This window comes from Tengunoibacter tsumagoiensis (genome assembly GCF_003967535.1).
Taxonomy (GTDB): domain Bacteria; phylum Chloroflexota; class Ktedonobacteria; order Ktedonobacterales; family Ktedonobacteraceae; genus Tengunoibacter; species Tengunoibacter tsumagoiensis.
Genome location: NZ_BIFR01000002.1, coordinates 259,290 through 283,205, shown reverse-complemented (window position 1 = coordinate 283,205; position 23,916 = coordinate 259,290). Strand labels below are relative to the sequence as shown.

The window sequence follows — 23,916 nt, the reverse complement described above, 5'->3', positions numbered from 1 at the left end:
GTCTTCTTACTCTCGTGATTCTGTCTCTAACGGCAACTCAAGTTCGGCTAATAATTCGGCAAATTGCTCCTGATCTAGCTCTTCAAGCTGTTCCTGCAAGATGGCAGAGGCGAAATCAGCGATCGTCGGATGAATGAGAAGCGTCCGGAGCGGCACCTGGAGCTGTAACGCCTCGTTTACACGTGTCACAATCTGAGTTGCAAGCAGCGAATGACCACCGAGCTGAAAGAAATTCGCAAACAGACTGAGCCCTGTTCGGCCCAATACCTCTTCCCAGATCTGGGCAATCGCCTCCTCAAGTTGCGTTCGATCCCGCTCCTCCTGTTCACCCTTGTTCGACTGCTCCCAATCAGGAGCTGGAAGAGCGCGGCGATCAATCTTTCCATTGGCGGTGAGTGGAAAGGTTGTTAACACGACAAACTGCGCCGGGATCATATACTCTGGTAGTCTGGTAAGTAGATAGCTACGCCATGAGATAGTTTCAGCCAGGCTAGCGGCATCAGCAGTCAAGACCAGATAGGCGATCAGGCAGCTCTCACCTGCAGGATTATGGGTTAAGATAACCAGGCTGCTGGCCACTAGAGGGTGCTGCTCCAGAACACTCTCGATCTCTGCCAGCTCGATGCGAAAACCGCGCAGTTTAATCTGAGAATCCAGACGCCCAAGAAACTCAATATCTCCATTGTTGAGGAAGCGTGCACGATCCCCCGTTCGATAGAGACGACCGCCTGGTAAAGCGCTAAATGGATTAGGGATAAAGCGCTCAGCCGTCAGATCGGGACGTCCAGGGTAGCCTCGAGCCAATCTGATCCCGCCAAGATAGATCTCACCGGCAACACCTATGGGAACTGGAGAGAGGGTCTCATCCAGAATCACCACCTGGGTTGATCCAACAGGTCGCCCGATCGGCACACTCACAAATGTCTGCGGGAAAAGCTGTTTGGTGGTCGCAAAGGTGGTACATTCGGTCGGCCCATAGCAATTGATAAGCGCAGCGGGTCCACCCTGCTCAAAAATAGCATTGATCAGGCGAGCCTCTGCCGCTTCTCCGCCTGTAAAAAGGGTATGGAGCTGCTTAAAGAAGGCTGGGGTCTGTCGAGCGAATTGATGGACAAGCGCTGTCGTCAAAAAACAGGTCTCAATGTGCTGGTCTTCAATAATGCGTTGGAGTGCAGGGGCAGAAAGCGATTGCTCTCTCTCAATCCCAACCAACAGATGACCATTCAGGAGACTTCCCCAGATCTCAAAGGCTGCGGCATCGAAGGCCAGGTTAGAGATCTGAGAGAAACGTTGCGGACGAGTATATGAGAAGTACGTCGTCTCCTGATAAAAAGTGGCAATCATCGCCTGATGGGTAAGCCCAATCCCTTTGGGCTGTCCAGTTGAGCCCGAGGTATAGAGAATCGAGGCCAATGCTGTTGCGGGACAGGACGTGACGATATTCTCGCCGCTCCACTCCGTTGGCTCTGACCAGAAGTCAGTCAACGAAAGGATCGTTCCTTGATAACCGCTTAAGCGCTCATAAAGCTCCTGCTGGCTCACTACAAATGGAGCGTTGACATTCTGGAGCATAAAGAGCAACCGTTCAAGTGGATAATCGGGATCGAGAGGAAGATAGGTTCCCCCCAACTTCAAAACTGCAAGCATGCTAATAATGGCTGATGCCGAACGCTCCATAAAGATGCCCACCGGCGTTTCAAAGGTAACCCCATGCATCCGCAGGGTAGCAGCAAGCTGATTCGCTCGCTGATTGACTTCCCCATAGCTGAGCTGTTCATCGGCAAAGTGGAGCGCTGGTGCCGACGGATTACGCTGGACCTGTTCATCAAACACTTGTTGCAGCGTCGCTTCTTCCCGAACTGCTGGCCCCTGCGTATGGCCCAACGTCACCAGGATCTGTTCTCGTTCAGTCCGGGTTAGTAGTGGGACCGACTGAAGAGACTGGTGGTCGTCTTGCAGAACCGAGGTTAGAATCTGCTCATAATGAGCAATGAAGCGTTGAATAGTAGAGCGATCAAACAGATCAGTATTATATTCCCAGAGGAGAAAAACCGCTTGATTCTGCTCTGCTGCCGCCTGCCCAACAAACTGTTCCCTTCGTGGAATCACGATAACGTTAAGATCAAACTTCGCCGTATGATTGCTCAGGCCTTCATTCAATTCCAGGGTCAGATCTGGCATGGTCAGTGGAGGAAGAGGGGAATCATGAAAGCTAAAGGCCACCTGATACAATGGAGAATAGCTGGCATTACGCTCAGGCTGCAACGCCTCCACCACCTTTCCAAATGGAAGATCCTGATGGGCGTATGCATCCAACGTTACCTGTCTGACCTGCTCGACCAGTTCGCGAAATGTCAACTGTTTTGAAAGATGGGCACGCAGCACGACCGTATTAATAATCATGCCTATCAACGACTCAATCTCGCGGAAACGTCTGTTCGCAATACCAGTCCCAATACAGAGATCATCCTGGTCCGTATAGCGATAGAGCAAGAGGAGAAAGGCGCTGAAAAGAAACATAAATAAGGTGCAATGCTCTTGCCGGCAGTAAGCCCTCACCTGCTGATAAAGACTATCGGAAAGCGTAATTCGCTCAACGCTGCCTCGGAAGGTCTGAACAAGAGGGCGCGGGCGATCGGTGAGAAGTTCAAGGCGCGCAGGGTGATCTGCTAATTGCTGTAACCAGTAGCTCAACTGGCTTGCAGCTTCTGTCCCCTCCATCCACTCTCGTTGCCAGAGGACAAAATCAGCAAACTGCAAGGGCAAAGGAGGTAAAGGAGAGCGCTCGCCTTTCACAAAGGCCGCATAGAGTGTACAGAGCTCGCGCAAAAAGACTGCAAACGACCAGCCATCGTGTATAAAATGATGTTCAACATGGAGGAACACAGACTCTGTGTCAGAGAGGCAGACAAGAATCCACCGGACAAGCGGCAATTGCGCTGTATCAAAAGGCTGGCTAAAGGTCTCTTGCATCACTTGAGACAGGGAGCGATCTTGCTCGTCCGGGCTCAAGTGTTCAAGATGAATAAGAGGAATGTTCACCGAGAAAGGAGGATGGATCGTCTGAGCAGGAATGCCATGGTGAGCCGAAAAGGTCGTCCGAAAGATCTCATGACGCCGCACAATCTCGCTCAAGCTCTGTTCAAATGCTTCGATCACAAGTTGACCACTGAGACGAATGGCTGCCTGAGCATTATAGGCCTTACTTGATGGATCAAGTTGCTGAAGAAACCAGACACGCTCCTGTGAATATGACAGAGGCACAGATTCATGGCATATGCGCGGTCCCAGAGAGAGCGGCTGTACCTCTTGCGCCTGCTCGACAACCAGGCTCTCAGCCAGTTCAGCAATAGTCTGCTGGCGAAACAACACCTTCAGGGGAAGTTCCAACTTGAGCTCATCGCGAATACGCGCCTGCACCTGAGTTGTAAGCAGCGAATTTCCGCCTAATTCAAGAAAATGATCAAAGCGTCCAACCCTTTCCACATGCAACACCGAGGACCAGATCTCAGCCAGTGACTCCTCAATGGGCGTCTGCGGAGCAACATACCGTTCATCAACAGAAGCAGCCGCATTGGCAGGAGCTGGCAGAGCTGCTCGATCAATCTTCTGATTGAGAGTCAGCGGCCACTGCTCCACAACAACCACGGTGCCAGGCACCATATGGACGGGAAGGCGTTGCGCAAGATCTGCTCTAAGCTGATGCCAGGAAAAAGGCGACTCTGGATGAAGCTTGAGATAAGCCACCAGGCGCGGATCAGCAGGACGGTCCTCTCGCAAGAGCACCACAGCTTCCTGAACCAGAGGATGCTGACTCAGGACAGCCTCAATCTCCCCCAATTCAATCCGAAAACCGCGCAGTTTGACCTGAAAATCGATCCGACCAAGAAACTCAAGCTCTCCCGTCCCGGCCAAACGACCAAGATCGCCAGTCCTATACATGCGTGCACCGGGTTTAGCCGCAAAAGGATCAGGCAGGAAGCGCTCCGCAGTTAGAGCGGGCCGTTCAAGATACCCACGCGCCAGACCTGGGCCGGCCAGATAGAGCTCGCCCACCGTTCCCGAAGGCACTGGCTGCAGATCTTCATCAAGCAGATAGACAGAAGTCGACGCCAGCGGCGATCCAATCGTCACTGGCTGTTGGGGATGACATTGGACTGTGGTCGCACAGACCGCAATCTCCGTTGGCCCATAGGCGTTAATAAAGGTAACATGCGAGCCCCAACGCTCCACCAGACTGGCAGGACAGGCCTCACCCGCCACCACTATCGTACGCAAAGCTGGATAGGTTCTCTGAGGCAAAAGAGCGAGAATAGAGGGCGGCAACGTCACAACGCTGATCGCATTGCGCAAAAGCGTTGCCTCCAGAGCTGGACCAGGGATAAGATCCTCCTTCTCAGCCAGATAGAGCGTCGCCCCGACGGAGAAAGCGCTCACAATCTCTGACAGAGAAGCATCAAAGCTCAAAGACGCAAACTGGAGAATATGATCAGTCGCGACAGGAGCGATGGCAGCAACAAACGCATGAGCCAGATGACTCAATCCGCGCTGCGTCACCACCACCCCCTTAGGCACACCCGTTGACCCCGATGTATAGATCACATAGGCACTCTGTTCCGGCTCAACGTGAAATGCCCCCCCATCAGTAGCGTCTACTACTGGCGCAAGCGTATCCAGAGACAGAACCGTCGCCTCAACGGACGAAAGCTCAGCACGAAGAGTCGAATGCGTCAGAACAAAAGAGAGATGAGCATCTGCAAGCAGAAAGGCAATACGCTCTCGGGGGTAAGCTGGATCAAGGGGAACAAAAGCCGCCCCAGCCTTCAAAACACCTAACAGAGCAATAATCATCTCCAGAGAGCGCTGAAAATAGAGCCCGATACGCATCTCCGGACGCACACCCTGATCTATAAGAGAACGTGCCAGGCTATCTGCCTGGCCGTTCAATTCACGATAAGAAAGGGATCGATCAGCAAACACCAGAGCAGGTTTTTCAGCATACAACCTGGCCTGCTGCTCAAATAACGCAGTAAATGGGGGATCACTATCTTTTGGAAGCATGCTCAAGTTCTCAGACCATTGATCCATCATCATCTCCTGGTTTCCATGTGATCTTCCACACACACAACAACGTGCCAATGAAAAGAGCGGCTACTCCTCCTCTTGCGTTGCCAATGCTCTGGCATTACGGATAGCAGGATTAAAGAATGCCAGGAGAGCAATAGTAGCCAGACCGATCGTCGTCACAATAATCGTCACCGTCGCACCAGTCGTCTGTAACAGAAAACCGGTCATTGCCTGTCCAAGCGGCATAAAGCCAAAGGCAAGCAGACGAAAAACGCTATTAACGCGCCCTTGCAGCTCATCTGGAATTAAGGAGAGCCGATAACTAAACTGCACCACATTATATAAAGGGATCACCAGAAAGATGCCAGCATTAACAACCCCCAGCAAAAAGGGATTAGGCACGAGAGCATAGAGCGGATATAACAGAGCAATGGCAATGCACGAGCCAATAATCACCGTCCCAAAGCGAAAACGCTCCTGCACCACCCCACCAATGAGCGACCCCACAATGCCGCCGATACTGGCAATCGCAAAGATTAGACCAATCGCATAGGCAGGAGCACCCTTTTGTTGGGCCATTACAATCACAACAAGCACACTGCCAGCCGTAAACAGGTTCACAAAGCCAGTCAGGAAAGCCATAAACCGCACCAGTGGCTGCTGCCAGAGCCAGACCAATCCCTCACGAATCTGTTCCCATAGATTCACCTGTGTCTGCTTGCGCTCTTGTTGGAAGCCTGTCTTGATCAAAAGAAGCGAACCAACAGAGGCCGCATAGGAGATTGCATCCGTTAGAAACGGCAAAGTCAGAGAGATCGAAAAGAGCAGACCACCGAGAGAAGGGCTGACGAGCTCCGTTATGCTCGTCGTAATCTCATTCTGAGCCGTCGCCTGCGGAAGCTGTTCAGTCGAGACTACGCGAGGGAGAGACGAAGCCTCCGCCAGGTTGAAAAAGACAAAGAAACAGCCCTCTAGAAAGGACACAATAAATAATTGAATGATGCTAATACGATGAAAATAGAGGGCAACAGGAACACTAAAAATATTAATAGCGCGGCAGATATCGCAAATAATCATCACGCGCTTGCGATCCCACCGATCAATAAGTGCACCTGCCGGGAGGCTCAGAAACAGATAAGGGAGAGAAGTGAACGCAGCAGCCAGACCAGCCGTGCCTGGCGAGGCGGTTAAATACAGGATAAGTAATGGGAAAGAAAACTGGGTAATGCCTGTCCCAATCGTGGAGAGGGACTGGCCGCTCCACAAAAGCATAAAATCCTTGTTACGCCATAGGGGCTCAGGACGCTGTTTAGTCGGCTTACTGACACTTTCATCTGTTGAAACCACTGGTTACTCCTTCACGTACTTTGCGCACGCTTACTACAAAATATACAGAACATATCATATCCTAGATTTTTAGTTATTCTAAAAATTGGGTATATAATAGATAAATTTCATAGATAGAGCATTGGTTTCAAAAACTCATAATTTAAAGTTATTATTGATTCTAATAATCCTTAACTTATAAGGCGATAGTTAGTAACTCCGTAATAACTATCGTAGTTAATTGTAAATTGTAATATTTAAAAATACAAGGGTTTTAATTAAACAAAATTTGTTGTATGATAATTTGGTGGAGAATAATTGTTATTGCCTATCCTTGTACCACTGCTGCTTATGCGGTCTTATTTGAGAGTGAAAGGGCAAGATTGAAAAAGATGATTTACAATTCAGTCCTTGACTGTATTGGTGGGACGCCCCTGGTACGCCTACAGAGACTTTTTCCGCAAGAAGGTATTCATGTGCTTGCCAAGCTAGAATGCCTTAACCCTGGGGGAAGCGTCAAAGATAGACCAGCACAATTTATCATCGACCAGGGTCTCCAGACAGGAATTATTACCCCAACCACTCATCTCATCGAAAGCACATCGGGCAATTTTGGCATTGCTCTAGCCATGGTTGCATGTATTTATCATCTCGCCCTGACCTGTGTTGTCGATCCAAATATCTCGCCGGTGAACTTACAGATCTTAAGGCAGTTAGGAGCCAACATTGAAATGGTAAAGCAGGTGGATGCGCAGGGTGGCTACCTGGCCTCACGTATACAGAGAGTACAAGAACTAAGGCAATCCATTCCTCATAGCTATTGGATCAATCAGTATGCAAATGAACTTAATTGGCAGGCCCATTATTTTATGACGGCTGCGGAAATTATCAGCCAGGTCGAGGACCATCCCATCGATACACTGGTTATTGCTGTAAGTACGACCGGCACGCTACTTGGCCTTGCACGCCGTTTGCGAGAAAAGTATCCTCATCTCCGCGTGATTGCTGTTGATGCCGTTGGGTCGATTATCTTCGGTGGCCCACCTCTTCCCCGGTTTTTACCTGGTATCGGGGCCAGTCGCGTTCCGGAAATCCTTCAACCAGATGAGATTGATGAGGTATGGTATGTGACCGATCGAGAGGCTGTTCAGGGTTGTCAGGATCTTGTTCTGCATGAAGGCATACTGGCCGGTGGCTCATCGGGATCGGTGGTGGCAGCCATTCAAAAGATACTTCAACAATCCTTACAACCACAGACCTTGCTCACGCTCCTGCCTGATCGAGGCGATCGCTATATCAATATGATCTATGATGAAAAATGGGTTGCTCAATTGCCGTCATGATGCGGGTTATGTGAAGAGTGACACACATCGTGCCTAACTTATCGCTCTCTGCCTTATGCTTAAAGCAGGATACAAGGCAGAGCTCCTGGCCGTTGAGGGTTCCATGTTGGTCGTGAGAATGTAACAGGGACGCGTGGGTCGCGATAGCTATCATGAAGAAAGGGCTTGACCTCCTTATGCGATAACCGCTGAGAAGAGACACAGCACTATGTCCACACGATTATGGGCTAGTCTCACCCGCGAGCTGTAAACAGACACACTCCTGCCAGGAATGGATTAGTAATCCGTTCCTGACTTTTTTCTATGTAGAGATCCTTTGCACGATAGCAGGGGCATTATCTTCATGTGATATACTTAATCATCCACCAGGATGAGATTCATACGAGTTCGCTTTTTCTCACAAGAAATTAGCACAACTCCATAAAAATAGAGGATAGTTCCACCAAGAGGTACCTTTCATGGCCGATAACCCATCCTACACATATAATCAAATTTCCTTACTCAAAACACGCGTTTTTGCATTAGTTCGTGCTTGCCCAGTAGGAAGTGTCGTTACCTATGGGTCACTTGCAAAAGCAATCGGATATCCCAGAGCTGCACGAATGGTTGGTTGGATGATGAATGAGGCCAGTCCAGGTGTTCCTGCACAGCGCGTGGTCAATAGTAAGGGAGAGTTGAGTGGAAGTTGGGCGTTTGGGGAGCCAGATCGGATGCGCCATTTACTAGAGTCCGAGGGGATTATCTTTAGTAGCGAAGAACGGATTGATCTCAAACGCTACGGCTGGGACCCCACGCGTGATCTAAGCCAGGCACAGATCGAGGAGATCTTCAGGGAGGTCGATGATGCATCTGAACAGGCCAGCCCACGCCTGATGAGTTTAATGCAAAACGATCCTGCCTCACCCTTTAAAAAGGGCTCTTGAGTGCTTCTTTTGCGATTGCAGCAGAGTCGGCAAGATATCCTTGACGCCACCCTCGCGTATGGCATTGCATAGGTGTTCAATACCTCTTCAGGTCGCTTCTTACTGGCTTGACAAGATGATTATAGGTTGTAGTCTCTATAATCATCTTTCACCAACTATACAGTGGAATGAAAAAGATAGTAAATAATATGGTTACTATCGATGAACTTATGACTGAATTTATATCGACGAATGAACAAAAGAGGCGGCATAGCTTCTGCGTGCACATTCTGAGATAGCAATGGGGTCAAAGCCTATGAGATCTGCATAGAGCGTATCATGCAATGGTTCAACCCATGATTGAGGGAGAACTTTCGCCCCAAGCCTTGCTCCCATAATCGACCCAACGGTCGCCCCATTACAATCAGTATCCCAGCCTCCCAGTACAGCCGTTGTAATCGCGCGCTCAAAATCGCCCTTTGAGAAGATGAGCGCAGCCACGACCAGAGCAGCGTTATTATTCGTATGAACGGGATGATAGTGATCAAAAGCAGACCACAGGGCCTCCATCAGCGCTTCCACATTATCCGTACTATGAGCAATTGCGATAGCGGTCCGTACATCATGGGCCAGGCGACAATTCTGTGGAATCTCACTTAATCCAATCTGGATGATCCGCTCGATATCCTCTTCAACAAAGGCGGCGGCGATCATACTGGCTATAAACATAGCTCCATAGATACCATTTTTAACGTGCGAGAATGAAGCGTCCCGCCAGGCCAGTTCAGCAGCCAGTTCTGGCCGACCAGCGGCAGCATAGCCCCAGCCATCGGCACGGATCTGCGCGCCAATCCATTCGCGGTATGGATTTAAATAGGTACGTACCCACTCCAATTGCTGCTTCCAATCGTGTGGTCTGCCTCCCTCCATATGCGAAGTAATGGCTGAAAAGTTCAAATACGCCTGGGTTTCGGCTGTACAGACAAATTGGTAGGGAAGGACGCGATGCCATAACTTGCCAATATCCCAGCTATCAAAATTCACTCCTTTTTCTTCGATCATGAGCAAGCCAAGAATGGTGTAACGAATATCATCATCGCTTTGCATATAAGCAATGCGCTCACGCTCACTCAAGCCACTTTCGGAGTGAAGTGCCATGCCAGGCAGATCCTTCGCTGGCGATTGACCAGGGGTATAGCCTGTGATCGGCCACATATTTGCAGCTTCAAACCAGGTCTTGATATTTTTCCAGCCGGGCGTCTGAGCGCGCCCCCGCCATCCTGGCATTTCTGGCGTCCCATGAGCAAAGGCTGTACTCTCCAACGGTTTGCCCAGAGCGCATCCCACACAGCGTCCAAGCCATGCCCCAAAGAATTTATCTTGCCAGACAGCTTCCTCATGGCTACGCACCAATTGGCGTGGCCCCTCTGGTCGCTCACTGCGAATAGCAGCCAGATCCGATGGTTCGACATAGGGAAAATCATCGCGCACTGGCAACGCCTGCAACAGATGATAGATTTCCATCAAACGAGCGTTATCGTGCTGAGCCTCTGCAACCAGCAGGTCAAACCCACTGATATCGCATCCTTCCTCACTTCTCTGAATGATTTCTTCCTGAATAAGTTTTACAAGAGTAGTCCACCCGGCCATAGCCAATCTTTATCCCTTCGTTATCTATTGACACAATTAACCATTGTTAGCAGCGTTGTATTTGCCCTGCTCTCTACACAACCATTATCCCTTCATACTCCCACTTGTAAGACCCGCAACAAGATAGCGCTGCGCCCAATAGAATACGACCACGACTGGTATCGTGACTAAGACGGCATAGGCACAGAGCCATTGCCAATGCTGACCGGTCTGAAACACATAATGGGTCAGGCCAAGCGGCAAAGTCTCAATATCTTTATCTGAAATGAACAGGTTTGCGAAAAAGAACTCATTCCAGGAGCTAATAAAATTAAGAAACCAGACTACTGCAATACCCGGTAAAGTCAGAGGAAGGGCAATATAGTAAAACACACCGAAAGGACCAAGACCATCCAGCAGGCCCGCCTGATCCAGCTCCTGAGGAACGGCATCAAAAAACGCTTTGAGCATCCAGACGCTAAACGGCAATGCTCCAGTCGCTCCTGCAATAATCAGGCCAAACAGGTTATTCAGCAGGTGTATCTGAATAAAAAGAGCATAGAGAGGCACAATCAAGAGAGGGGCTGGAAACATCTGTGTCACCAGAAACGACATCAGAAGTCCAAGCTTGCCCCGGAATTCATACCGAGAAAGCGCAAATGCTGCGGGCAATGCAGCCAGTAGCGAGATACACGTCGTCCCCAGACAGACAATCACGCTATTCTTCATATACGAGAAGAACCCATCGTTCAACACATATGTATAGTTGTCGATCGTCCAATGAATCGGAAAGACCTGAATTTTAGTGGTAAATATCTCCTCCGCAGGTTTGAAAGAGGTCATAATGATGATGAAGAGAGGGAAAAGAGCAATGAGAGAGGCAAAAATCAAGAGACCATGTATGCCCAAAGCCTGCAAGCGAGTTTTTACCGCTCGCGAACGATACTGCCGTTTGACCTGCCTTTGCTGATCGCTATACCGCTCATATCCACCTACAGACCGGCTGGCTACAGACATTTTCATTACTCAACTCCTTTTTGTATCCGCAACAACCGCACATAGAGAACGGTGATTATCAACAAAATAATCAGGATTAGCATGGCATAGGCTGATCCTAAGCCAAAGAAGTGGGATTGGATCGGATTTTCATAGGCAAATGAGGTAATGGTATCCGTTCCACCATTGGGTGCACCTCTCGTAATGAAATAGATGATTGAGAAGAAATTAAACGTCCAGATGATATCAAGAAGCACTGTAAGACTGGCCACCGGGCGTAATAGGGGAGCAATAATATAACGCAGCCGCTGCCAGAAACCTGCACCGTCGATGACGGCCGCTTCCGATAGCTCGACTGGTATATTCTGTAGCCCACCCAACAGCGTTACGACATAAAAAGGGAAGCCCAACCAGATATTAACGCCCAGAAGGGCAAAACGAGCCCAACCCACATCAAGCGTCCAGGGAATTGGTGATCTTCCAATAGCTAGCAGGACCTGATTGATAATGCCGTAATTCTGATTGAGGATAAAGCTCCAGCCAAAGGCCGTAACATATTGAGGCATAGCCCAGGGGATCATCATCGCTGCACGATACACACCGCGAAAACGGATATGACGATTCAGAAGCAGCGCCAGCCCAAGGCCAATAATAAAATGAAATACAACACTGACGACCACCCATAACACCGTCTGGAGCAATAGTGTTCCAAAGGAGATACTGTAGGCTTTGCCCGCCAGAATATTAATAAAATTTTGTAAACCCACAAATTTATAGGTAGCAGGAATAGTTATGACACCAATATGTCGTTCAATATTCCCGTCATTCGCATTGGTAAAGCTATACTCCATTGCATTCAACAGAGGGTACACAATAAGCACAGCCATCAAAATAACGGTAGGCGCAAGGCAGAGATAAGGGAATACTTTTTTTCTCCACATATTCGGTCTAGCCCGCACAGACTGATCTTGTCGCACGTGACGATCGTCCATCAATCTCAAAGCCATAGATTTTTTCTCCACACAAACTAATAGCACAAGGATAGCTCATGAGTCCCTCAAACAGCCCTGGACGCCCTTGCAGGATTTTGCGGCATCGCTCTCTTTAAGTGGAGTTGCAGATGCAACATCTGCAACCCACAGAACTCAGTCACGGTAAGATAACGACTATTGATTAATCAAGGGCTTCCAATCGGTCGCCACCTGGTTCAGCGCATCGGCTGGATCTTGTTTGCCAGCAAGTGCATTCTGAATATCTTTATCCAGAGGAGTATTCAACTGGGGTGAGACTGGATTAATAGGCACATTCTTTCCTGTAGAGATCAGAGGATTGAACGCCTTGACAACTGGATTCTGTAACACCTCAGGAGTATACGCAGATTGACGAGCGGGCAGTGTTCCATTAGCTTTAGCGATTGCGGCCAGGCTATCCTTGGAGTCAAAGTAGTTGAGGAACTCAAGTGCTTCGGCAGGATGGGCCGTTCCTGCATAAATCGCATGGGATTGTCCACCAATCGGAGACCGGGGCACATCCCCAGCAGAAGCCACAGGAATAGGAGCGACTCCAAAGTTTCCACTATTGCTTCCCTGAAACGCTGGACCTGTCAGCAGATCAGTAACCTGCCAGGGGCCCTGGAAGATAATCGCTACATCTCCATTTTTGAAGCCAGTGTTCATATTGTTGTAGCCATTGGTCAGGTCAAGGGGCTGCGCAGTTTTGTCTTTGTTTAAGATATCTACAAGAGAACTGAAGCCAGTAACAGACGCAGGCTGGTTGATATAAATTTTCGACTCATCATTAGAGATCTGATCTCCACCATAGGCATAGATGAATGGAAGCACAAACCAGGAACCGCCCGATGTAGCAAAACCGTATTTGTTCTGTTGAGCATTTGTCAGCTTCTTCAGATCAGCGCGAAGCTCATCAAAGGTCGTCGGTGGATTGGCAATCCCTGCTTTTTGCAGCAGATCTTTGTTATAGCACATGGCCAGGAAGTCAGTAACCTCAGGCAGGCTATAGAGGCCTCCATTATATTTGCCATAGGACATCACAGAAGGAAGGAAATCATCGACACCATCAATCTTCCCATCCAGGTTCAGCAAAAAGCCTTTTTTGGCAAGTTCCGAGGTCCAGGCGGGCTGGATACGAATAATGTCAGGGGCACCTGATCCACCTGCGGCGGCGGTCACAAACTTATCATGCTCACTATTAAAGTCAATATACTCAGCTTTAACGTGGATGTTTGGATGGCTCGTATTAAAATCATTGACAACTTTGAGAACGGCGGCCTCTTCATTTTTACCTTCGTTATACCAGAAGGTAAGCTGCACTGGACCAGATGACTTTGTATCACCACCACATGCGCTCAGAAAAAGCATTGCAAGGATCGTAAATACTGCGAAAATTGGCGCAAGACGCTGCTTCATACATTCAACTCCCAAAAGGAACTACGACAATACAGAAAAGTACAAATGTTCTAAGAAGATGCACAGGAAATGTATAGAAAGGCAGAGGGAAGAACAGAGGAGCGCCTCCCTCTACACACATTCTCAAGATGGAAAGGACATTTGAAAGCTAGGATGCAGTTACACTACAATCATCAGCAACCAGGTAGGAATTAGCAACTCCGGGATAGCCAATGTACATCGTCACGGAGTTATTCGATCCACTATTGAACGTTTCGCTTCGTAGTGTATAGGTGCTGGAGCCACTAAAGCTCGTCTCCGTTTTTGGCCCCGCAGTCTTACTGCTGGTGTAGTACACTCCTAGATAACCGGTAATATTGTTCGAATCTCGTTCCCAACAACTGAGGGTATAGTTGGTATTTGGAGTAACAGAGATGCTCTGTCCAATGCTTGTCCAGCCAGAAGCGCTACTAATCCAGCCATCGTTATTGCCGCCATGAGGATAGCCGGCAAGGTGATAATCTACGCCAACACTGCCTGAACCTTCAAGACGCGACCAGGGACTGCTGAGCGTACTATTGGTCTGATTTTCAAAACCAGGGTCCTGTACCAGATTGGAGGTACCGCCAACAGACACATCGCCAACAAAGGTTGTAACGCTTTGTGCAGGCAGTGTCACAGCAAAGGTATTGCCCGTTGCAGTAACCGGGGTTTGCTGCGCCAGATTCTGGGTCGAAGAAGTGACATATGGCGTCAGTGAGCTGGACTGGAAATCGCTCGTTTGCAGACTTAAAGCCTGATCACCACCATTCTGGTTGATTGCGACCACCACCACTTTGCTGCTGGCAGGATCTTTGTAAGCTGAGAGATATACCCCGGAAGTGGGGTTCTCCGTGACATCAATACGCTGATAGCCAGGTCTTACAAAGCGGCTATAGTTTCCAAGCGTAAAGAGACGCTTATTGGCGATGTAGGTATTATTGTTAAAATCAACACTAATGAGAGAGTATTGTTGATCTGCACAACAGCGCTGTGAGATAAATTCCCAGTAGAGCCAGGCACTGGCCTGCGTCGTCACCATGAAATTGTGCACTTTCATTGCCCAGGACAATCCGCTACCCATGCCACTATCATTGGGATCGCCGCTAGAGACCTCTGACTCCCAGATAGGCTTCCCCTGTGTGTTAGCAAGTGGATCATAGTGTCCGTCATACGAATGTCCAGCCATAATATCAACATCATTGCTGGTGTTGCTATCCGTGAGAATAGGATTCGCATAACTTGGCACGTTGCTCCAATTCCCAACTTCTGGCATGATGATCTTCGTCGTAATATTGTTCTGCTGAAAATCCGGCTTCAAATAGTTATGGATAAAATCCTTAAGCTGATTGCCATCCATAAGTGAAGAAGGCCAGGTAGAGTTTGAATCCGGCTCATTCTGAGGAGAAAGTGCATACATGTCAATACCAAAGCGGGATTTATAATTGAGCACATACTGAGTAAGATAATCGGCATAGGCCTGATACTTGTCAGAGCTCAATGTGCCACCAACGGTACTGTTGTTGGTCTTCATCCAGGCCGGTGGGCTCCAGGAAGTTGACATAAAGGTAGAAACGCCACGGTTTTTCGCCTGGTTCATCAACCAGATCTCTTCACCATCGCTCGACCAGTTCCATGTCCCCTGCTGCGGCTCAATCGATTTACATTCGAAATTGTCCGTGTTATAATCTGCACCACCACAAATCTCACTACGCACAATCGAAAGCCCTGCTCCATTCGTTTGTGAGAAAAGTAGGTCCAGAATCTGTGTGCGTGTCGCATCGGGAAGGCTTTGCAAATCATATGCACCAAGTTGTGCACCCGATCCCCCAAATCCATCAATAGTCTGATGGGTATTGGATAATGAGATCTGAGCAATGGTGTCAGCATGAGCAATTGAACGGGGTAAAAAACTTTGAATGCTGATGCTTACCAAAATAATGAGCGTGGACAGAGATGCCAATCTCCACCTGTGGGCAATGTGTGTCTTCACCAGATATCCTCCTCTGTGAGGAACGTTGCAGATCAAATTCTACAACATCAATGGAAGATCAAGAACAACGATGTTTATCGTTCCTATTCTTACTTTGTAATTCGAATTACTAATTCGAATTACAAAGTAAGAATAGCATATGAATTATACCCTGTCAATAGGTTGAACTTGACAATATTAAGGGAAAAGCGCTATGCTCATTCGTAATAGTAATACGTATCGGAATTGAGGAAACCTGACGCTATGCGAAAAAGTGCTCAAAGGAATCCTACGCAAGCCGATGTGGCGAAGCTTGCGGGGGTCTCTCAATCAACCGTCTCTTTAGTTCTGGGAGAAAATGGTAGCACGTCTGTTCCCGAAGAGACACAACAGCGCGTTCATGAGGCTGTGCGCAAACTTCACTATGTACCAGATCGTATGGCGCGAAGTTTACGCACGCGCAAATCCTATCTTATCGCAAGCATTCTACCAGATATTACCAATCCTTTTTATCCAACGTTTCAGCGTGGGATTCAATCTATTGCGGAGCAACGTGGGTATGATCTGATCTCATATAATACTGATGGTATCGCGACGAAGGAGCGCCATGGCCTGAAAAGCTTTGAACAGAATCGTGTCGATGGTATTATTCTTGTTTCATTTCACATTACCGCAGAGGATCTGCGCCCTCTAACTGAGCGCAATATTGCGATCGCTTGCCTCAAAGATGCTGAACATAGTTTTTCATCTCTGCCCGTTGACTGCCTGTCGTTAGATGATGTGGCCTCATCTTATACGGCTGTGACTCATTTGATTGAACGTGGACATAGACAAATTGGATTGGTGAATGGCCGCTTTGGACCAGCTTCAAAGCGGCTACAAGGCTATCAGAAGGCCCTTACAGAGGCCGGTCTGCCGTTTGAACCACAGTTGATATATGAAGACGATTTTACTGAACAGTGCGGCTATAAAGGTGCACAGACGCTTCTCTCACTGCCAGAGCCTCCGACGGCTATTTTTGCTGCGAACGATGTCCTGGCTATAGGTGTGTTAACTGCGACCAAAGCAATGGGGCTTCGTATTCCTGAAGATGTTGCATTGATTGGCTGCGATGATATCCCTATCGCCCGCTTACTCACTCCTCCGCTGACGACGATTGCTCAATTTCAAGAGAATCTGGGAAAAAGGGCAGCGGAGTTACTCTTTGAACGCTTGAATGGTCAGGCCCCCGAAACTGGCCGCGATGAGGTTCTGCCATTCCAATTGATTGTACGAGAGTCAACCTAGCTAAAGGGGGCTGGAATACCAGGAGACCTCTGCCATCATGATGACATGTGTAGAAGCCATAGAGACCTTGTTCTACCCTGGATCTCCGGGGTGGAACAAGGTCTCTATGGCTTCTACGAATAGAAGAAAATCAATCCTCAGTCTCTACAATACCAACCACGACGACGCTGATATTATCAACGCCCCCTCGACTGAGTGCAGCGTGGACCAGGATTGAGCTGATCTGAGAAGGATTATGTGCGGCACTGGCTACGATCTTCTCGATTGCTCCATCCCTCACCATCTCCCAGAGTCCATCGGAGCAGAGGATGAGAATATCATCGGGCTTGAGATGGACAATGAATGAATCTATCTCGACCGATGCATGCTCACCAAGACAGCGATAGATCTGGTTGCGCTGTGGGTGGGTGTAGATATCGTCTGGTAGGATAGCGCCCGACTCCACCAGGCGAGCCACGACCGAGTGATCTCTGGTTACTTGTTGAAGCCCTTCAGAGGCCCGATATAAGTACGTTCGGCTATCCCCCACGTTGACGACATAGGCCGTATTATCCACAATGAGTGCGCTGGTAACCGTGGTTCCCATCATCTGAGGCAGATCGCGGTTGCGCCGGTAAATGGCAAGGTTCGCTCGATGAACGCCATCTTTTAACATATCTGCGAAGATATGTTCTTCTTCCTCTGAACCACGACCACTGACATCGCGCAATAGTGCTGGAACAATTACATCGCTAATCGAATGAATCGCAGAGCGGCTCGCCTCGCGTCCGTTGGCATGGCCGCCCATGCCATCCGCGACCACAAAGAGCCCGGCGGGCATAGGACCTCTATCCGTCATTCGTACACCCTGAATCGCAAACAGGTTGTCTTCATTTGGCGAATTTCGTCGCACAATTCCAGGATCAAGGCCAATGCCAACCACTAATCGCAATGCGGTTGCATCAGGCCTGATCCTCTCTAAACGGGCATGAGGATGAGTATCATGCTTCTCGTTCAGCCCTGGTAATGTGGGCATGTCCTCCAGGTCCTCGGTCTGGTTTGCGATCGCAGCAACGGGCTCATAAGGTTGCTTTTCTCTGGCCGGATTAGAGACCAGACGCAGTTGCTTACGCATTAACTTTGATTGATTGATCTCTTCAATGGTCTGCTGAGATGATGGAGCTGGCAGTACGCGTGTGGGACGCTCTGGCGGTTGCCAGTTTACTGAACCCAGATCTGATGTCGATGGGCCAGCATAGATACGCATGCCTCCTACCGCATGCGATGCCTGTGAAGCTGCATAGCCCCCCGTGGCGGCAAAGTTCAGGTTCTCGGTTGCGTGACGCTGAGCGGTCTGCTGGGGAGCCTGAGGCACTGGCCGATTAGCTGCAAGTGAGGCTTGCATCTGATTCTGTAGCTCCGCCCGTTGTTGCGCCTCTACATTAGCATCTGCCATCCGTTCAGCCTCCTCCAGATCAAACTGAAAGTGTTGCCGCTCATAAAAAAATTGCCAGCAGTGCATGCTCACCCGCCATACCAGGATCAAAAGAACGGCCCACAAAATGAGAAGGGAGATGGACAATAACAGAAGACCCAGCAATGAGAGACTCTGAGAGGCCATCAGTGTGGAGATCTGTGGCAGAATCTGCCAGAGAAAACGCCAGGCCCAGGGCGGCATCCCACCTGACAGGCCATATAATAGAAGACCGCAGAGCAGAAGACCAATCAGTGCGAACACTCTGGCCCAACCATATTCTGCATAGACTGCTTTTATGTTCTCCATCTCTCTTGCCTCTGCGGTTCTATTTTTTTACATACATTTTAAAAGATGACTACGATGACGATGAAACTATAAAGCAAACTATAACTCAAACTATAAAGCACTATTTTTATCCATGGCAGCGATTGTAGCAGCAAATGAGGTAATATTCACAACCGTATTCGCTTGAAGGACGACACGTACTCCTGCCTGACCATTCGTAAAGGAATTATCGCCAGCCACAATCATCCAATTAGTGGGTTCAATTCCATCGGCTCGCCAGGCTTTGGCGAAAAGCATCGCGCCATAGGCCCGGAAGCGGATCTGGTAGAGCATATTATTTTGCGCCTGGAAGGGGACACTTTTGAGCTGAACTGCATTTCCATTGACATGCTTGACGACTGTGAGTGCATTCCCATCGATAAAGGCTTTATACCAGTTGTTATCATCGTTCCAGCGGACAACTGCACCCAGATTCGTGGCGTTGCCAAATGCGCTGACCATTCCGCTCATCACGATCTCTGTGTTTTCGTTCGCAGGTCCCAGCAGTGCGTTAAAAGTGCCCTGTCCGGCCTGGGTCTGCTTAATCTGACCGGAGGCGTTTGTAATCGAAAAGGCTGCGCTCTTGTTGGCATCACCACTCCAGGATCGTCCATCTGATGCTGTTCCCCACAGAGCCTGACTGGTACGCTGGAACGTGTCCTGGGCAAGAAGATTGACCTGGCCCTGTCCTTGCTGCTGACCCTGCGCTGCCTGAGTGGCTTGAGGAGTCTTCATCCCAGGCCGGGTGCCTGGAACCTGCGGAGTCTTCGCCGGGCTACCTGTGTGCATCATTGAAGACATCGATATCGTCAGATTTCGCTGAATATCATTCGAAAAGAGACCAGCAATTAATCCACTTATGACAATGACGACTAACCCTATTCCAAGCCAGACTCTTTTATCCATACGAGCACTCCTTTCTGCGTCTTCAACGCTGCTACACGTTTCATGAAACAAACATTACATTTCAACTATCTCTAAAGAGATGAGGTCATCAGACGCTCTGGCTGAACCAATCCACCCTCAATGAGCAAAAAACCTATACAAGAAACAAAGTGTATATAATTTATTGCAGAACGTCATCTTCCCTTCTAAAAGGTACAAAGACTCTAGGAGCCATGGGCACCATCTGATGAGAGGTTCCCTGAGGAAGGGTGTATTTTGTAATGGTCAGTTGCGACAATGTTTGCATATGATCATGAACCCAGACTGCGCCATTGCGCATTGTATTGGTGCTTGGATCCAACTGACCACTATAGGCATGATTGGTGTTATCGATCATGTCATTGAGCACTGTAAGCGTATCGCCCTGCTTTAACTGATCATCGCTCATGCTCATAATTTTTTTCCCATCTTGACGCACTTTGCCAAGCCAGAACTGCACATTGTTGAGGGCGGTAATCAGCCCGGAAGCGTTTGTACGTAGATTGGGGGTCACTGCTCCAGACTGCAAGAGCCCATTCAAGTGATTTTCAATATGGGTCAGATAACATGGTGGGTCCTGATTGGCGCCATTCACATCGAGCAGCCCGATACGGGCAAGGCGCTCATCCACTAACAAAGGGGTGTTGGCGGGAATATCTTGATAGACAAACGAAGTGCCATCGAGATATTCAAGCGCACGCATGGTCTGACGGCGAATGAAAGCTGTATCCTTGGTATCATTCCAGGTCTCACGAGTACTACTTACCCATTCAAGTACTTTGCCAGAATTACGATAGAACCAGTTATTCAATCCACCAGGCAGCTCGAGCTCATTTAAAGTCGGGTCAGAACCAAGCAGGTGGCGCAGATGATCCAGGTAGCTAAAGTGTTTCGTGTTATCCGGGCTATTAATTGGCGTGGTCGAGAATTCGCCATAATAACGCCAGGTCGTTGTATCGAGCGAAGGAGAGATGGGGGGAATGGCGGCATCTTCTTCGGTTACGAGAAAGCGGCTGGCTAACAGAAGCAGGTTCGAGTGCTGCGCATCCCCTCCATAAAAGAGATGGGCAGTCCCATTGGTAACAGAGAGCGCACCCAATGGGATCGAGGTTGGATCGTTCTGTGCTCGATCACCCAGGAGCCAGGCATAATAATTTTTATGTGGGGCGGGCGGAACAAGATGATTCAGATCGACGACAACCTGATCCTCAATCCCATTACTTGTATTTTCGCTCAGTTGCTCGCTGCTGGTAAATGAGATATGCCCTACGGTAGTGGTGGCAACAGCCTGTGAACCATTCCCACTGGTGGACGGCAACGTATGAGCAAACATAAGAAACAGACCCAGCCCTGCAAAAACTACTGCACCGGTTAGAATGACCAGAAGCAATGGAAAGGGCCGCCCTTTTCCTGTCTTTGTTTGAGGTGGCTGAGGAAAAGTCATCGGAGGCTGAAGAGGTGCAGTTTTGAGCTTTGGTTGTGCACCAGAAGCCTGGCGCAAACGTTGAGCGCGCAGTGCTGCTTGCTCACCAGAGGGCTGTCTGACGCCTCTTGCTCCCAGAGCTGGCTGTGCTCCTGAGGGCTGCTTGGGCAGACCAACTCTCAGTGCCCCTGACTGTTGCCCTGGAGCATTCGCGCCCAGGACAGACTGCGTTCCCGAGGGCTGTTTGGGCACCTGCGGGGCAAGCTTTGGCTGTGAACCTGAGGGCTGCAACGATGGCGAACGCAGGTTGCCGGTCGGCTGTTTGATCTGCTGAGGAGTCCAGAAAGCTGATGCTTCATCTTCATCCTCATCGACATGTGCGTCCTCCCACGAGGGTGGAACCCCACCGAGCGAATTGAAGCGAACGGCAGGAAATGATTCTTGCGGGGCAGCAGGAGGTGGTGGGCTCAATGGCTGCGCAGGTGCGGCAAATAATTGTGAGACATCCCGTGGATGGAGTGGCTCCGTCTGCTTCCTCCTGGTGGTCTCTTCCAACAGTGGTAAAGGGACCGTTTTCTTGGGTGAGGAGAGCTGGCGGACCGCTTCGGCATTTCCTCGATTCGTAGCCTCTGGCCGTGGTAAGCTGTCGGTCTTCCCATTTGTACGCGCACGCCCCAGCTGACCTGCGCTCAAAGCATCTGCCAACGAGTCCATAGACAGGTAGACCGGGAAACCATTACGCGCCGCAAGCTGCGCCAGATGGGTGCTGGTAGGAATCACAAAAACGATCGGCAGGTCCAACTGCCGTTTCACATGCTTGAGTGTCGCAAAATCATCTGGCCGTTGAAACAGTCGGCTCTGCTCTGCTAACATAATCACAACCGGCTTTTTCTGACCGGAAATAACTTGTAAGAGGCTGGCCTTCTCATCACCCGGCTCTACATAGAGCACACTGAAATCACCTGAATCATTTCTTTTCATTGTTCCCTCATTTCTGCATTTCCGAGCTCATCCCAATAGACCCAGTGATTCCCCCAGGTATCATCTGTTTGCATGATCGCTGCATTGTATACGCTGTTTTCTGAACGCCCATGATCGGCTAACCCGATCAACCGCGTGCGAGGCAGCCGGACAAGTGATCCAGCAGACTGCTGCTCCACCCATTCCATCTCATCAAGCATTGGCATGGACCTCTGCGGCTGCTTAACACGAAAAGTCTGCTGACGGCGTGTCGAAAGATGCAATCGATCCTGCCTGCGTTGCCGCCGTTGCAGCACCAGAGGCTTATCTACACGCCTCCGAGCCGCCGAACGCGAAAATGGAGTGTAACCAAGCTGGCGCAATGTCCGTATATCAACAGTACTCTCAATTGGTTTATAAAAATGATAGACCCTCATTATGGCCCGATACGTTGCAATTCCCCCCATCACAACAATCGAGATCCATGCAATGAGCCAGGATGCTGATTGAGCCAGGAGGAGAGAAACGGCAAATCCCTGCCCATCTCTCATCAGTGCTGGCAGTTGTGGCCCGAGGAGATAGAGATCAGACCAGACTTGTGGAGGGAATCCTCCAAGCTTATAAACAATAAAGATACCAGTTGCGCAGCAAAGCACTGGATAAAGAAGCGTACTAATTAAAGAGGCATGCATACGCTCTCCAGCAATAAACAACTGCCGACGGAGCACCAGAGTATTGTTGGGACGCTCAATCGTTCCCCAGGTATGAATGACTGCCCCAGCTACGATAAGACCACCTCCCAGATAGCCATCCAGCGGCAAGATCTCATGGAGATAGAATGCAGCAACAATCGTTCCCAGAATAGGTTCAAGAATATAAATAAACGAGACCGTAATTGGCGAGATATATTTCTGAAGCAAGAGGCTAATCAAAGTAGGTAAGAAAATCGTGCCCAGGCCAATAAAGAGCACGACCCAGACATCTTTGGGAAACGTAAAATTGACCATCTGCCAATCCCCAAAGAGGAGCGCAATCAGATTAGCCCATAGGGCCATCGTCAGAAGTTCCACCCCAAATAAAGGCCAGTAGATTGCAGGGTCCTTCTGTTCATGATCCGATAAAAAAACATAAAACGTACAGAAAAGTCCGCCAATAAAGGCAATCAGAGCTCCCCGAGCTCCGCCAATCGATGCATTCGTGATTAAGAGAATCGCCCCAACGACCGAGACCGCTCCGGCAAACCAGGTCGCCCTGGCCATTGGCTGGCGCAAAAAGAGCCAGGTACAAAAGACTGCCAGCAGCGCATTTAACGAAGGAAAGAAGGCCGTCCCCGTGGCACTATTGTATTTTAAGGCCACTGCCAGCGTAAATAAGCCTAAACAGAGACAACTTCCCAACACAAAACCACTCTTCACCGCCTCTTTCGTCATATGCTTCCAATGGAAGGCAATAATACAGATCGCTGGCGGGACAAGAGTGAGCATAGTGAAAAAGGTAAAGACAATCGGATCAACACGCCCGAGCACTTCCTTGGCTACGGAATAATAGGAGCCAAAGAGGAGCGTGTTGAGGAGAAACGCGAGACTGGCAATGACTTTGAGTTTCTTCATACCCGCAAAACCTCATATGAACAGTGCTCAACTTTTCTATCTCTGAGCGCAAGATCTCTTATCTTCATCGAGTCAAGGGTGCCAGACGGCAGCACAGTTGTAGCGAACAGCACTGCAAACAGGAGACAGTGTGCACGCGGTAGGAAGCGGCATACCGTGTGTGAAGCAATCGAGAAAAGATTGCATCATCTGAATGGCAACACATCTAGTAAGCTGCACTCTATCATTCTGTTATCACCTGTACACCCTAAAT

14 protein-coding genes are annotated in these 23,916 nt (G+C 49.3%); 3 read left to right on the top strand and 11 right to left on the bottom strand.

The annotated features are described in order from the left end of the window. Positions 1 to 6: 6 nt before the first annotated feature. Together EL628_RS22010 and EL628_RS22005 are read right to left on the bottom strand one after the other, a co-directional pair. Positions 7 to 5,094, bottom strand: coding sequence for a non-ribosomal peptide synthetase (locus tag EL628_RS22010; RefSeq protein WP_126582166.1), 5,088 nt, complete (start codon positions 5,092 to 5,094; stop codon positions 7 to 9). 57 nt (positions 5,095 to 5,151) lie between these two features. Then, positions 5,152 to 6,414 carry an MFS transporter gene (locus EL628_RS22005; protein WP_126582165.1) on the bottom strand — a complete coding sequence of 421 codons (1,263 nt, stop codon included), beginning with the start codon at positions 6,412 to 6,414 and terminating at the stop codon, positions 5,152 to 5,154. Positions 6,415 to 6,785: 371 nt separating this feature from the next. On the opposite strand from EL628_RS22005, the gene sbnA reads away from it, so the two are divergent. Together sbnA and EL628_RS21995 are read left to right on the top strand one after the other, a co-directional pair. After that, positions 6,786 to 7,736 carry a 2,3-diaminopropionate biosynthesis protein SbnA gene (gene sbnA, locus EL628_RS22000; RefSeq protein WP_126582164.1) on the top strand — a complete coding sequence of 317 codons (951 nt, stop codon included), beginning with the start codon at positions 6,786 to 6,788 and terminating at the stop codon, positions 7,734 to 7,736. Positions 7,737 to 8,194: 458 nt separating this feature from the next. Further along, complete coding sequence (locus tag EL628_RS21995) at positions 8,195 to 8,659, top strand: MGMT family protein (protein ID WP_126582163.1); 465 nt, start codon at positions 8,195 to 8,197, stop codon at positions 8,657 to 8,659. Positions 8,660 to 8,878: 219 nt separating this feature from the next. Here EL628_RS21995 and EL628_RS21990 read toward each other — a convergent pair whose 3' ends face one another. The 5 genes from EL628_RS21990 to EL628_RS21970 all read right to left on the bottom strand — a co-directional run bounded on the left by EL628_RS21990 (position 8,879) and on the right by EL628_RS21970 (position 15,700). Beyond that, positions 8,879 to 10,288, bottom strand: a complete 1,410-nt coding sequence (locus tag EL628_RS21990) for an ADP-ribosylglycohydrolase family protein (RefSeq protein WP_126582162.1) — start codon at positions 10,286 to 10,288, stop codon at positions 8,879 to 8,881. 84 nt (positions 10,289 to 10,372) lie between these two features. Continuing rightward, the gene (locus EL628_RS21985) at positions 10,373 to 11,290 is read right to left on the bottom strand and encodes a sugar ABC transporter permease (RefSeq protein WP_245994366.1); all 918 of its coding nucleotides are present in this window, start codon (positions 11,288 to 11,290) and stop codon (positions 10,373 to 10,375) included. Beyond that, positions 11,290 to 12,270, bottom strand: a complete 981-nt coding sequence (locus EL628_RS21980; RefSeq protein ID WP_126582161.1) for a carbohydrate ABC transporter permease — start codon at positions 12,268 to 12,270, stop codon at positions 11,290 to 11,292. The genes EL628_RS21985 and EL628_RS21980 overlap by 1 nt, the downstream gene beginning before the upstream one ends. A gap of 159 nt (positions 12,271 to 12,429) precedes the next feature. Then, positions 12,430 to 13,689, bottom strand: a complete 1,260-nt coding sequence (locus tag EL628_RS21975) for an extracellular solute-binding protein (RefSeq protein WP_126582160.1) — start codon at positions 13,687 to 13,689, stop codon at positions 12,430 to 12,432. A 148-nt stretch (positions 13,690 to 13,837) separates the two neighbouring features. Beyond that, on the bottom strand, positions 13,838 to 15,700 hold the full coding sequence (locus tag EL628_RS21970) for a glycoside hydrolase family 30 protein (protein WP_161975671.1): 1,863 nt from the start codon (positions 15,698 to 15,700) through the stop codon (positions 13,838 to 13,840). A gap of 243 nt (positions 15,701 to 15,943) precedes the next feature. Between EL628_RS21970 and EL628_RS21965 the strand changes: the two genes are divergently transcribed. Continuing rightward, complete coding sequence (locus tag EL628_RS21965; protein ID WP_126582158.1) at positions 15,944 to 16,966, top strand: LacI family DNA-binding transcriptional regulator; 1,023 nt, start codon at positions 15,944 to 15,946, stop codon at positions 16,964 to 16,966. 130 nt (positions 16,967 to 17,096) lie between these two features. On the opposite strand, the gene EL628_RS21960 is transcribed toward EL628_RS21965, so the two are convergent. From EL628_RS21960 to EL628_RS21945, 4 genes are all read right to left on the bottom strand, one after another. Continuing rightward, positions 17,097 to 18,728, bottom strand: a complete 1,632-nt coding sequence (locus EL628_RS21960; RefSeq protein WP_126582157.1) for a PP2C family protein-serine/threonine phosphatase — start codon at positions 18,726 to 18,728, stop codon at positions 17,097 to 17,099. 90 nt (positions 18,729 to 18,818) lie between these two features. Next, entirely contained in the window at positions 18,819 to 19,652 is an 834-nt protein-coding gene (locus EL628_RS21955) for a hypothetical protein (RefSeq protein WP_126582156.1), read from the bottom strand. Between the two features lie 160 nt (positions 19,653 to 19,812). After that, positions 19,813 to 22,074 carry a hypothetical protein gene (locus tag EL628_RS21950; RefSeq protein WP_126582155.1) on the bottom strand — a complete coding sequence of 754 codons (2,262 nt, stop codon included), beginning with the start codon at positions 22,072 to 22,074 and terminating at the stop codon, positions 19,813 to 19,815. Continuing rightward, positions 22,071 to 23,663, bottom strand: a complete 1,593-nt coding sequence (locus EL628_RS21945) for a DMT family transporter (protein ID WP_126582154.1) — start codon at positions 23,661 to 23,663, stop codon at positions 22,071 to 22,073. Before EL628_RS21945 ends, EL628_RS21950 begins: the two co-directional genes overlap by 4 nt. Between the last annotated feature and the right edge of the window lie 253 nt (positions 23,664 to 23,916).